Here is an 11717-nt window from a genome sequence, read left to right on the forward strand (position 1 = left end):
GGAGGGTCGTGCCGCAGGAGACGTGGCCCGCACCGCGTGCCGCACGCGCTCTCCCCTGGCCCCTCCCCCCGCGAGCGGGCGGAGGGGAATCATCGATGAACGCGCGGCGCCACGAGCCCTCTCCTGCGCAGGAGAGGCTTGGGTGCGGAGGCGGTCGGGCGCGCACGCGGTCAATGCAGGTACCCGCGGAGCTTCGATTCGATGTTGCGCGGGTTCTCGCCCTGCGAGATCGAGATCAGGCCCTCGATCAGCATCTCGCGGATGCGCGTCTGCTCGGCGACCACGGCCTTGAGCTTGGCGGCCATCGGCAGGAAGAACAGGTTGGCGCTGCCGATGCCGTAGATGGTGGCGATGAAGGCGGCGGCGATGCCGTGGCCGAGCTTGCTCGGATCGGCGAGATTCTTCAGCACCGCCATCAGGCCCATGACGGCGCCGATGATGCCGAGCGTCGGCGCGTAGATGCCCATGCCCTCGAAGACCTTGGCGCCCTGCAGATCGAGGTGCTCGCGCGTCTGCAGCTCGACCTCGAGGATGTTGCGGATGGCGTCCGGCTCGGCGCCGTCGACCAGCATCTGCAGGCCCTTGCGGATGAACGGATCGGACTCGCCCTCGACGCTGCCCTCGAGCGCCAGCAGGCCCTGCTTGCGGGCGGTGCCGCTCCAGCCGACGATGCGCTCGATCAGCGCCTCGGGCTGCTGGCGCGGCGGCACGAACACCCATTTCGCCATCTTCATGCCGTGCACGAAGGTCTGCGTCGGCGTGTGCACGAAGATCGCCGCCAGCGTGCCGATGATGACGATGGTGAAGGCGGCCGGCGACAGCAGGGCGCCGGCGCCGGCGCCCTTGAGAATGGCGCCGCCGATCAGCGCCATCAGCGCCAGCACGATGCCGACCACCGAGAGCTTATCCACGCGCCGTCCCTTCGGCCGGCGCCCGCGCGGCGGCGACCAGGCCTGCGAGATCGAGGATGAGGGCGATGCGGCCGTCCGGCATCACGGTCGCGCCGGACAGGCCGGCGAGCCCGCGCAGGCTGGCGCCGAGCGGCTTGACCACCACTTCCTCGCGGCCGACCACCTCGCGCACGACGATGCCGTAGCGTTCGTCGCCGACCTGGGCGACGACGACGTGGCGCAGTCCGGCCTCGGCGTCGGCGCCGAGCCAGCGGTCGAGATGCACCAGGCGCAGCGGCGCGCCGCGCGCCGGCACCACGTCCCAGCGGCCGTCGCGGCGCAGCTCGCGCTCGTCGAGCACGAACACGTCGCTGACCGGCGCCAGCGGCAGCGCGAAACGGCGGCCGTTGCAGCGCACGATCAGCGCCGCCAGCACCGCCAGCGTCAGCGGCACGAGAATGCGCAGCGTGGTGCCGGCGCCGGCCTGCGAATCGAGTTCGACGCTGCCGCCGAGGCGCTTGATGCGGGACATCACCACGTCCATGCCGACGCCGCGGCCGGACAGGTCGGAGACCTGGTCCTTGGTGCTGAAGCCCGGCAGGAAGATCAGCTGCAGGCAGTCGGCGGCCGGCAGCATGGCCGCCGACTCGGCGTCGATCAGGCCTTTCTCGATGGCCTTGGCGCGCACGCGCTCGGCGTCGATGCCGGCGCCGTCGTCGCGGATGTCGATGCGGATGCGGTCGCCCTGCTGGCTGGCGCGCAGCCACAGGCGGCCGGTCGCCGGCTTGCCGGCGGCGACGCGCGCCTCCGGCATCTCGACGCCGTGGTCGACGCTGTTGCGGACCATGTGCACGAGCGGATCGGCGAGCGCCTCGACCAGATTCTTGTCGAGCTCGGTCTCCTCGCCCTCGAGCACCACCTCGACCTGCTTGCCGAGCTGGCGGGCGATGTCGCGCGCGAGTTTCGGAAAGCGCGCGAAGACCTTGCCGATCGGCTGCATGCGCACCTGCGAGACGGTGCCCTGCAGGGTGCGGGTGATGGCGTCGAGCTCGCCGACGCTGCGCATCGCCGCCTCGCTGAGTTCGCCCTTCAGCGCCTTCAGGCGGTTGCGCACCAGTACCAGCTCGCCGACCAGGTTCATCAGCTGGTCGAGCTTGTAGGTTTCGACGCGCACCGTCTCCGCTTCCGGCTTCGCGGGCGGCGCCGCCGCGGGCACCGGCGGCGGCGGCGCGATCGCCGCGATCGGTGGCGCGGCCGGCGCGGCGCGGCCGGCGGCAGCGCCCGGCGCGCCCTGCTTGCCGTGCAGCTGATCGAGCAGCGCCTCGAACTCGTCGTCGCTGATCGTCGTGCCGCCGCCGCCGGCGACCGGCGCGGCCACCGCGGCCGCCGCGCGCGGCGCCTCGAGCAGCGCGTGCAGGGCCGCCAGCAGCGCCGGCTCGGCGGCGCTCGGCGCCGCGCCGGCCTGCACCTCGGCCATCATGGTCTGCACGGCATCGACGGCGTGCAGCACGGCATCCATCACCGCGGCGTCGAAGGCGCGGCGCCCGTTGCGCACGGCATTGAGCACGTCCTCGGCGGCGTGGCAGACCTCGACCAGCGGCACCAGCATCAGGAAGCCGGCACCGCCCTTGATGGTGTGAAAGGCGCGGAATACCGCATTGAGCAGCGCGCCGTCCTGCGGCGCGCGCTCGAGGGCGATCAGCTGACCGGCAAGCTGCTCGACGATCTCGCCGGCCTCGGCAAGAAAATCGGCGCGGATGTCGTCGTCGCTGGAGCTCATGGCGGCACGAAGTCTCGGAGGCGATGGCGGCGGCGCGGGTCGCGCGCCGGCGCCATCGCGGCGTCGGATCAGACGCCGAGGCTGGCGAGCAGCGCGTCGGCGTCCTGCTGGCTGGCGGACGCCTGTCCCGGCATGGCCGGTCCGGCGAGCTCAGCCTTCCCTTCCGCTATCGGCAGCGCGGCCGCCGGCTTGAGCGTGCCGGCATGCGCGCCGAGCAGATCGAGCAGCGCGCGCTCGACTTCTTCGACGAGGGCGATGATGCGCTTGATGATCTGCCCGGTGAGGTCCTGGTACTCCTGCGCGGTGGCCAGCTCGCTGAGCTTGTCGCGCAGCGACGCGGCGTCGCCGAGCAAGGCCGTCGCCAGCGCCGGATCGGCGGTCGTGCCGCCCAGCCGGGCGGCGGTCGCCGCCACGTGCTGGGCGACGCCGCGCATCTGGTCGACGAGATCGAGCGTGCGATGCGCCGCCGCCTCCGTCATCGCCACGACGTGCTGCAGGCGCAGGCGCGCATCGGGGATGCAGTCGCCGGCGAGACGGTTGAGGCGCTCGTCGAGACGCAGCTCGACGACCGCGGTGTGCAGGCGCCGCGTCAGCTCGGCGACCTGCCGGTAGAAGGCGTGGTCGGCGCTCTGCAGCAGCTCGGCGAGCGCCGGCGGCGCGTCGATGCTGCCGCCGCTCTCGAGCCGTTCGAGCCAGGCTTTCAGCGCCTCGATCAGCACGCTGCGGTCGTTGCGGATCTCGGCCATGGGCGAAGCCGTCACGCCGTCTCGCCGATGCGCTGGAAGATCTTGTCGATCTTTTCCTTGAGCGTCACCGCGTTGAACGGCTTGATGATGTAGCCGTTCACGCCGGCCTGCGCGGCCTCGATGATCTGCTCGCGCTGCGCCTCGGCCGTCACCATCAGCACCGGCGTCTTGGCGGTGCGCGCGTCGGCGCGGATCGTGCGCAGCAGCTCGATGCCGGTCATGCCGGGCATGTTCCAGTCGGTGATGACGAAATCGAAATGGCTGGTCTGCAGCATCGGCCAGGCGGTCTTGCCGTCGTCGGCCTCGCTGACATTGACGTAACCGAGGTCGCCGAGCAGGTTGCGCACGATGCGCCGCATCGTCGAGAAATCGTCGACCACCAGAATCCGCATGTTCTTGTCCATGGTGTCCTCTCGCCCAAGCCTCAGATAGCGACCGCTTCGCGCCAGAACTTGAGCCGCGCGCGCAGGCGCAGCAGGGCCTGGCCGTGGATCTGGCAGACGCGGCTTTCGCTGACCTTGAGCACCGCGCCGATCTCGCGCAGGTTCAGTTCGCGCTCGTAGTACAGCGACAGCACCAGGCGCTCGCGTTCCGGAAGCTCGCCGACGGCCTGCGCCAGCTCGCGCTGGAACTCGTCCTGCTGCAGCTGCTGCAGCGGGCCGTCGCCGGGATCGGGGGTGTCGACGGTCTCGTCGCCGTCCTCGCCGCCGTCGTCGAGGCTCAGCACCTGGCAGCGCGACGCGTCCTGCACGATCGCGTTGAATTCGGCGAGGCCGATCTTCAGGCGCTCGGCGATCTCGTGATCGCGCGCCTCGCGGCCGCGCTCCTGCTCGATCTCGCGGATCGCCTCGGCGACCTGGCGCTCGCGGCGATGCACCGAGCGCGGCGCCCAGTCGGTCTGGCGCAACTCGTCGAGCATGGCGCCGCGGATGCGGATGCCGGCGTAGGTCTCGAACGACGCGCCGCGCGTGCCGTTGTAGTGGCGCGCCGCCTCGATCAGGCCGATGACGCCGGCCTGGATCAGATCGTCGACGTCGACGCTCGACGGCAGGCGCGCCGCCAGATGATGAGCGATGCGCTTGACGAGATCGGCGTGCTGGCGGACCAGCGCAGTCTCGTCGATCGTTTGCGCTGGCGCGGCGGCGGCATTCCTGCTCATGCGGAGACTCCTGCCGGCAGCGCGCCGGTCCCTATCAGGCGTTCGACGAAAAATTCCAGATTGCCGCGCGCGCCGAGCGGCGCGCCCCAGTTCATCGCCGTGGCCGCCAGCTCGCGGAAGGCGATGGCGCTCGGCGCCGCCGGATAGGCGTCGACGACGGCGCGCTGCCGGCGCACGGCGCGCTTCAGCCAGTCGTCGTGCGGGACGAAGCCGATCGACGACAGCGTGACATCGAGGAAGCGCTCGGCGACGCGGCGCAGGTTCTCGAAGATCTCGTTCGCCTCGCGCGGCGCATGCACCTGGTTGGCGAGCACGTGCACGCGGTAGATGCCGTGATCGCGGTTGAGCACCTTGATCAGCGCGTAGGCGTCGGTCAGCGACTGCGGATCGCTGGTGACGACGACGACGACCTGCTGCGAGGCCTGCGAGAAGGTGATGACGCTGTCGGCGATGCCGGCGGCGGTATCGACGATCAGCGTGTCGAGCGGCCGCTGCAGTTCCGAGAAGGCGCGCACCAGGCCGATGTGCTCGGCGCCCGACAGCTCGGCCATGTTGCGCTTGCCGCTCGAGGCCGGCACCACCATGACGCCGGACGGCCCTTCGATGATCGTGTCGTCGAGCGTGCACTGGCCGGCGATCACGTGCGAGAGGTTGTAGGTCGGCTGCAGGCCGAGCATGACGTCGACGTTGGCGAGCCCGAGGTCGCCGTCGAGCAGCATCACGCGCTTGCCGGCCTGCGCCATCGAAACGGCGAGATTGACCGATACCGAGGTCTTGCCGACGCCGCCCTTGCCGCTGGTGACGGCGATCACCTGGACGGGCTTGGGGGCGCGCAGGCGGCGCAGGCCGGCGGCCTGTCCGCTGGCGGCGTCGCCGCCCTTGAATTCACTGTGCGACATGGACGGCTCCGAACTGCAGGGCCAGCGTCGCGTCGTCGATGCGCGCCGGATGACTGCGCGCCAGTTGCGTGGCGCGCAGGACGAGTTGGTTGGCGCGCGCCGCGTCGATGTCCTCGGGCACGCGCTGGCCGTCGCAGCAGTAGGCGATCGGCAGGTGATGGTGGATGGCGGCCGACAGCACGCCGCCGATGCGCAGCGTTTCGTCGAGCTTGGTGACGATGCAGGCGCTCGGCGCGGCCGGTGCGTAGCGGCGGATCACGGCGTCGAGATCGGCGGCCTGCGTGGTCGCCGACAGCACCAGCCAGTTCTGCATGCCGTGGCCCTTGATCGCCGCCTGCGCCTGCAGGCGCGCGTCGCGCGGGCCGAAGCCGGCGGTGTCGATCAGCACCAGCTTGCGGTCGGCGAGACGCGACAGCACCAGGCGCAGCTCGTCGGCGCCGGCCGCGGTCTGCACCGGCACGCCGAGCAGGCGGCCGTAGGTGAACAGCTGCTCCTGCGCGCCGACCCGGAAGTGATCGGTGCTGACCAGCGCCAGGTCGCGCGTGCCGTGGCGCTCGGCGTAGCGCGCCGCGAGCTTGGCGATGGTCGTGGTCTTGCCGGCGCCGGTCGGGCCGACCAGCGCGATCACGCCGCCGTCGAGCACGACATCGTTCGGCAGCACCGGAATGCGCCGCGTCAGCAGGCCCAGCGGCAGGAAGCGCGCGCGCTCGGCGTCGGCCGCGGCCGGCAGTTCGCCGATGATCTCGCGCGCCAGGCGCGGCTCGATGCCGAGCTGGATCATGGCCTGCAGGGCGCGCAGCTTCTCGGGCTGCTCGCGCAGCTCGCGCCAGGCCTGCCCGGCCATCTGCGATTCGAGCATCTTGCGCATGCCGCCCAGTTCCTGGCGCAGCTGCTGCAGCTCCGGCGAGGGCGGCGGCGGCATCGGCGGCGGCGGTTCGGCGTCGTCGCGCACGCGCGACGGCGGGCTCGGCGGCTCCGGCGGCGCGGCGCGGCGGATCGCCTGCTGCATCAGCGCGGCGTCGTAGTCGGTGGCCGCCACCACCTCGACGCCGTCGGCGACGCGATGGTTGGAGAGGATGACCGCGTCTGGCCCCTGCTCCTCGCGCACCATGCGGATCGCCTCGCGCATGTTCTTCGCCAGAAATCGTTTGATCTTCATCGCGCTCTACTCGGCAATTCCTTTGGCACTTCAGGCGACGGCGCCGACCATGCGGATGCGCTTGCTGTCGGGCACTTCGTCGTACGACAGCACGTGCAGTCCGGGAACGGTCTGGCGGGTGAATCGGGCGAGCAGCGGACGCAGTCCGTTCGGCACCAGCAGCACGGCCGGCTGGCCGGCCTGCTCCTGCTTGCGCGCGCCATCGGCGATGGCACGGTGCATGCGTTCGGCGAGACCGGGTTCGATCGCCGCGCCGCCGCTCTTGAGGGAGTCCTGCAGGACCTGTTCCAGCGGCGCGGCGAGCGTGAGCACCGGCAGCTCGGGCGCCATTCCGTTGATTTCCTGCACGATCTGGCGGCCGAGCGCGACGCGCACGTGGCCGGCGAGCGCGACGGGATCCTGACTGCGCGTGGCGCCGTCCGCCAGGGCTTCGGCGATCACGCGCAGATGGCGGATCGGCACGCGCTCGGCGAGCAGCGCCTGCAGCACGCGCGTGAACACCGACAGCGGCAGCAGCTTCGGCACCAGATCCTCGGCCAGCTTCGGCGCCTGCTTGGCGAGCTGCGCGACCAGCGCCTGCGCCTCGTCGTGGCCGAACAGCTCGTGCGCGTGGTTCTGGATGATCTGCGACAGATGCGTGGCGACCACCGTCGAGCAGTCGACGACCGAGTAGCCGAGCGTCTGCGCGTGCTCGCGCGCGCCGCGCTCGATCCACACCGCCGGCATGCCGAACGAAGGATCGGTGGTCTGGATGCCGTCGAGCGTGCCGAACACGCGGCCGGGGTTCAGCGCCAGATCGCGATCCGCATAGACCTGCGCCTCGGCGACCGGCACGCCGTGCACCAGCAGGCGATAGCTCGACGGCTGCAGCTCGAGGTTGTCGCGGATGTGCACCGGCGGCACCAGGAAGCCGAGATCCTGCGTGAGCTTCTTGCGCACGCCCTTGATGCGCGCCATCAGCTCGCCGCCCTGGCGCGCGTCGACCATCGGGATCAGGCGATAGCCGACTTCGAGGCCGATCGCGTCGGTGCGGCCGACGTCGTCCCAGCCGAGTTCGGCCGGCGCGCTCGGCGCCGCCGGCGGCGGCGGCGCGGCGGCGGCCGTGCGCTGCTTCTTCGCCAGCAGCCAGGCCAGCCCGCCGCAGCCGGCGGCGAGCAGCAGGAAGATGAAGTTCGGCATGCCCGGCACGAAGCCGACCAGCGCCAGCACCATCGCCGCGATCGCCAGCACGCGCGGCTGGCCGAACACCTGGCCGACCACCTGCTGCGACATGTCCTGCGACTTCGACATGCGCGTGACGAGCACCGCGACCGCGGTCGACAGCAGCAGCGAGGGCACCTGCGCGACGAGACCGTCGCCGATCGCCAGCAGCGTGTAGTTCTTCAGCGCTTCGCCGAGGCCGAGGCCGTGCTGCAGGGTGCCGATCAGCAGGCCGCCGATGACGTTGATGACCAGGATCAGGATGCCGGCCAGGGCGTCGCCGCGGATGAACTTGCTGGCGCCGTCCATCGAGCCGTAGAAGTCGGCTTCCTCGCGCACCTCGTTGCGCCGCTCGCGCGCTTCGTCGCGCGTCATCAGGCCGGCGTTGAGATCGGCGTCGATCGCCATCTGCTTGCCGGGCAGGGAGTCGAGGATGAAGCGCGCCGAGACTTCCGAAACGCGTTCGGCGCCCTTGGTGACGACCATGAAGTTGACGATGGTCAGGATGATGAAGACCACGAAGCCGACGGCGTAGTTGCCGCCGACCACGAAGTTGCCGAAGGCCTCGATGACGCGGCCGGCGGCGTGCGAGCCCTGGTGGCCGTGCAGCAGCACGACGCGCGTCGACGCCACGTTGAGCGCCAGGCGCAGCAGGGTCACGAACAGAAGCACCGTCGGGAAGGCCGAGAAGTCCATCGGCCGCATCACGTAGATGACGCCGAGCAGCACGACGATGGCGATGGTGATGTTCAGCGTGAACATCAGGTCGAGCACCGGCGTCGCCAGCGGCACCACCATCATCGCCAGCACCATCAGCAGCAGGATGGGCGCGGCGAGTCCCTTGCGTTCGAGTCCGCGCAGGTTCTGCAGCAGGGCGTTGAGGTTCATCGGCGGGCGGCGTGGATCAGCGTTCGTCGGGCTGCCCGTTCGGCACATCGCCGATGTCGGGCTGCGGCGGCGGTGCAGTCCTTGTGCCAGGCGCGCCGCCGGCGCCGCCGGCGTACTGGCGCAGCTGATAAACGTAGGTCAGGACCTGCGCGACGGCGGCGTACAGCGCGACCGGGATCTCCTGATCGATCGCCGCGCCGCGGTACAGCGCGCGCGCCAGCGGCGGCGCTTCGACGATCGCCACTTTCGCGCCGCGCGCGGCCTCGCGGATCGCCAGCGCCACTTCGTCGACACCCTTGGCGACGACGCGCGGCGCGCGCATCTTCGGCGCGTCGTACTTGAGGGCGACCGCGTAGTGCGTCGGATTGACGACGACCACGTCGGCGCCGGGCACGGCGGCGATCATGCGGCGCCGCGAGCGCTCCTGCTGCAGGCGCCGCACGCGGCCCTTCGCTTCCGGGCTGCCTTCGGCCTGCTTGAACTCGTCGCGCACTTCCTGGCGCGTCATGCGCAGGCGCTTGATCCAGGCCAGCCACTGGTAGGGCGCGTCGACCAGGGCGATGAACAGCAGGCCGCCGCTCAGCCACAGCAGCGCGGACATCGCCAGGCCGACGCCGGCGCCGATGCCGGGGCCGACGTCCATGCGCGCCAGTGCCAGAAAGCCGTCGCGATGCTTCCACAGGAACGCGGCGGCGAGCGCGCCGAGCAGCAAGGCCTTGACGATGCCCTTGAGCAGCTCGACCAGCGACTGCGTCGACAACATGCGGGCGATGCCGGACAGCGGATTGACCTTGCCGGCGTCGAAGCGCAGGGCCTTCACCGAGAAATTCCAGCCGCCGAGCAGCAGCGGGCCGACGGCGGCCGCGACGAGGCCGGCGAGCAGCAGCGGCAGCACGATCAGGAAGCCCTCCGCGCTCAGCCGGCCGGCCCAGGGCAGCATGGTGCGGGCGTCATCGAGCAGCGCCGGATCGGGCTGCAGTGCCAGGCGCAGCCAGGCGCCGGCACGCGCGGCGATGCCGGCGCCGGTTGCCATCAGCACGGCGACGCCGCTGCCGACGACGACCGCCGAGCTCAGCTCGCGCGAGCGCGGCAGCTCGCCGCGCTCGCGCGCTTCACGCAGGCGTTTGGCTGTGGGGCGTTCGGTCTTGTCGCCGCTCATCGCGGATTCCGTTCGGGTGCGCGCGGCCCATGCAAGATCGGCACCCGCAACCGACCGTCCGAAGCGCCGATCGCGCCGCTCGGCACCCCGCCGATCCGGCGCCGCGCGGCGCCCGCCATGATGAAGGCCACGATCGACGACCCGGCAGCCCCCGATGCCCCAACGCAGAATCGCCTGCAGCCTTGCCCTGTCCGGCCTGCTCGCCCTCTGCGCCTGCGGCGGCGGTGACGGCGCGACGCCCGCGCCGGTCGACGGCCTCGATACCGTCACGCTGCCGGGCTACCCGCATTCGATCGACGTCTACGGCGTCGACGACGCCGACAAGGCCGTGGTGATCCTGCATGGTCTCGGCGACCACAACTACGGCATCGCCCATGCGCTGGGCCTCAACGGCAACGACGGCCCGCCGAGCGAGGCGAGCGTCGACTTCGCCCGGCTGCGCGCGCGCAAGATCATGGCCGTGCTGCCGCAGGGCCAGGCGATCGGTGCCAACGCCTACACCTGGGACAACCACGTCATGCGGTCCGGCGAGGACGATGTCGCCTTCCTCGAGGCGCTCGCCGACTACATCCGCCAGCGGTACGGCGTCTCGAAGGTCTATCTGATGGGCCACTCGAACGGCGGCATGATGGCCAACCGCTTCTGGTGCGAGTCGCCGCAGACCTTCGACGGCTACGTTGCGATAGCGGGACCGGCGTCCGAGTTCTACCTCGACCATGCCTGCGCACCGAGCGTCGCGCAGCCCTATTACGGCATCATCGGCAACAGCGATCAGGTCCTCGGTGTCGACGGCGACTGGGCGGCGGCGACCTGGACGGTCACCCCGCTCCTGGTGCAAGCCTCGCCGCCGGGCTCCTGGGTCGATCCGACGCTGATCGGCGAATGGCAGGTGCACCAGCGGCACGCCAGGCTGGCCTGCGGCGCGACGCCGACGCTGCTGCAGGCGGCGCGCAGCGGCAACGTCGACACCTGGACCGATTGCGATGGCCGCCTGAAGGTCCAGCGCGTCTTCACCGGCGAGCACAAGATCGCCTCGCTCGAATCGGCCGCCGGCTTCAGCCTGTTCGATGCCGCGGCGGACTTCATCGACGGCCTGCCGTAGCGGACCGGCTGCCTCGCCTACTGCAGCCAGCCCGCCATCGCCTGCCAGCCGCCGTCGAGCAGCACGCCCATCTTCTCCATCATCGCCGGCAGGGCGACGTAGAGCAGCACGAGGCAGGCGATCAGGCTCAGCGGGAAGCCGACCGCGAACAGGTTCAGCGAGGGCGCGGAGCGGCCGATGACGCCGAGCGCGAGGTTGATCGCCAGCAGCGCGATCATCACCGGCAGCGCCAGCATCAGGCCGCCGGCGAACAGCTGGCCGGAAAAGCGCAGCAGCAGCCGGACCTGCGGCAGGCCGACGCCGTCGCCGCCGATCGGCAACAGCGTGAACGAACGCGCCAGCCAGCCGATCAGCTGCAGATGGCCACCGAGTGCGAGGAACAGCAAGGTCACGGCGATCATCAGGAACTGGCCGAGCACCGGCGTCGACACGCCGCGCAGCGGATCGGCGAGCGTCGCGAAGCTGAGGCTGGCGCTGGCCGAGATCATCTCGCCGGCAAAGGTCGCCGCCTCGAACACCAGCTGCAGGGTGAAGCCGATGAGCAGGCCGATCGCGATCTGCTGCAGCAGGATGGCCCACCAGCCCGACGACAGCAGCGCGGCGGAAGGCGGCGCCGGCAGCTGCGGCGCGATCAGCAGCGTCAGCAGCAGGACGAGCAGCATGCGGATGCGCGGCGGCACGCGCGCCGAGCCGAGCACCGGCGCGATCAGCAGGGCCGAGCTGATGCGCGCCAGC

At 71.1% G+C, this 11717-nt stretch carries 11 protein-coding genes; 1 reads left to right on the plus strand and 10 read right to left on the minus strand.

Annotated elements, in window-relative coordinates; all coding sequences use genetic code 11:
• Positions 1–170 precede the first annotated feature (170 nt).
• From K344_RS0119270 to flhB, 9 genes are all read right to left on the minus strand, one after another.
• Complete coding sequence (locus K344_RS0119270) at positions 171–911, minus strand: flagellar motor protein (RefSeq protein WP_028082048.1); 741 nt, start codon at positions 909–911, stop codon at positions 171–173.
• Positions 904–2670, minus strand: a complete 1767-nt coding sequence (locus K344_RS0119275) for a chemotaxis protein CheA (RefSeq protein WP_028082049.1) — start codon at positions 2668–2670, stop codon at positions 904–906. Before K344_RS0119275 ends, K344_RS0119270 begins: the two co-directional genes overlap by 8 nt.
• Before the next feature lie 68 nt (positions 2671–2738).
• Entirely contained in the window at positions 2739–3431 is a 693-nt protein-coding gene (locus K344_RS23270; protein ID WP_157623143.1) for a protein phosphatase CheZ, read from the minus strand.
• Positions 3428–3820 (minus strand): chemotaxis response regulator CheY, encoded by a 393-nt coding sequence (cheY, locus tag K344_RS0119285; protein ID WP_028082050.1) that lies wholly within the window; start codon positions 3818–3820, stop codon positions 3428–3430. The genes K344_RS23270 and cheY overlap by 4 nt, the downstream gene beginning before the upstream one ends.
• Positions 3821–3840: 20 nt before the next feature.
• Positions 3841–4575 (minus strand): RNA polymerase sigma factor FliA, encoded by a 735-nt coding sequence (locus K344_RS0119290; protein WP_028082051.1) that lies wholly within the window; start codon positions 4573–4575, stop codon positions 3841–3843.
• Entirely contained in the window at positions 4572–5474 is a 903-nt protein-coding gene (locus tag K344_RS0119295) for a MinD/ParA family protein (RefSeq protein WP_051362437.1), read from the minus strand. The genes K344_RS0119290 and K344_RS0119295 overlap by 4 nt, the downstream gene beginning before the upstream one ends.
• Positions 5461–6633 carry a flagellar biosynthesis GTPase FlhF gene (gene flhF / locus K344_RS0119300; RefSeq protein ID WP_028082053.1) on the minus strand — a complete coding sequence of 391 codons (1173 nt, stop codon included), beginning with the start codon at positions 6631–6633 and terminating at the stop codon, positions 5461–5463. The genes K344_RS0119295 and flhF overlap by 14 nt, the downstream gene beginning before the upstream one ends.
• A gap of 30 nt (positions 6634–6663) precedes the next feature.
• Positions 6664–8721, minus strand: coding sequence for a flagellar biosynthesis protein FlhA (flhA, locus tag K344_RS0119305; protein ID WP_028082054.1), 2058 nt, complete (start codon positions 8719–8721; stop codon positions 6664–6666).
• Between the two features lie 16 nt (positions 8722–8737).
• The gene (flhB, locus tag K344_RS22640; RefSeq protein ID WP_084197639.1) at positions 8738–9880 is read right to left on the minus strand and encodes a flagellar biosynthesis protein FlhB; all 1143 of its coding nucleotides are present in this window, start codon (positions 9878–9880) and stop codon (positions 8738–8740) included.
• 154 nt (positions 9881–10034) lie between these two features.
• Between flhB and K344_RS0119315 the strand changes: the two genes are divergently transcribed.
• Positions 10035–10982 (plus strand): CE1 family esterase, encoded by a 948-nt coding sequence (locus K344_RS0119315; protein WP_028082055.1) that lies wholly within the window; start codon positions 10035–10037, stop codon positions 10980–10982.
• Positions 10983–10999: 17 nt separating this feature from the next.
• On the opposite strand, the gene fliR is transcribed toward K344_RS0119315, so the two are convergent.
• On the minus strand, positions 11000–11717 hold a 718-nt coding region (fliR, locus tag K344_RS22645), incomplete at its 5' end, for a flagellar biosynthetic protein FliR (protein WP_043115035.1).

Origin of the sequence: Solimonas soli DSM 21787, assembly GCF_000474945.1 — a bacterium.
GTDB lineage: Bacteria > Pseudomonadota > Gammaproteobacteria > Nevskiales > Nevskiaceae > Solimonas > Solimonas soli.

Coding starts and splice junctions, on each gene's coding strand:
- K344_RS0119275 (WP_028082049.1), bottom strand. CDS start 2,670: ATGAGCTCCAGCGACGACGACATCCGCGCCGATTTTCTTGCCGAGGCC.
- cheY (WP_028082050.1), bottom strand. CDS start 3,820: ATGGACAAGAACATGCGGATTCTGGTGGTCGACGATTTCTCGACGATG.
- K344_RS0119290 (WP_028082051.1), bottom strand. CDS start 4,575: ATGAGCAGGAATGCCGCCGCCGCGCCAGCGCAAACGATCGACGAGACT.
- K344_RS0119295 (WP_051362437.1), bottom strand. CDS start 5,474: ATGTCGCACAGTGAATTCAAGGGCGGCGACGCCGCCAGCGGACAGGCC.
- flhF (WP_028082053.1), bottom strand. CDS start 6,633: ATGAAGATCAAACGATTTCTGGCGAAGAACATGCGCGAGGCGATCCGC.
- flhA (WP_028082054.1), bottom strand. CDS start 8,721: ATGAACCTCAACGCCCTGCTGCAGAACCTGCGCGGACTCGAACGCAAG.
- flhB (WP_084197639.1), bottom strand. CDS start 9,880: ATGAGCGGCGACAAGACCGAACGCCCCACAGCCAAACGCCTGCGTGAA.
- K344_RS0119315 (WP_028082055.1), top strand. CDS start 10,035: ATGCCCCAACGCAGAATCGCCTGCAGCCTTGCCCTGTCCGGCCTGCTC.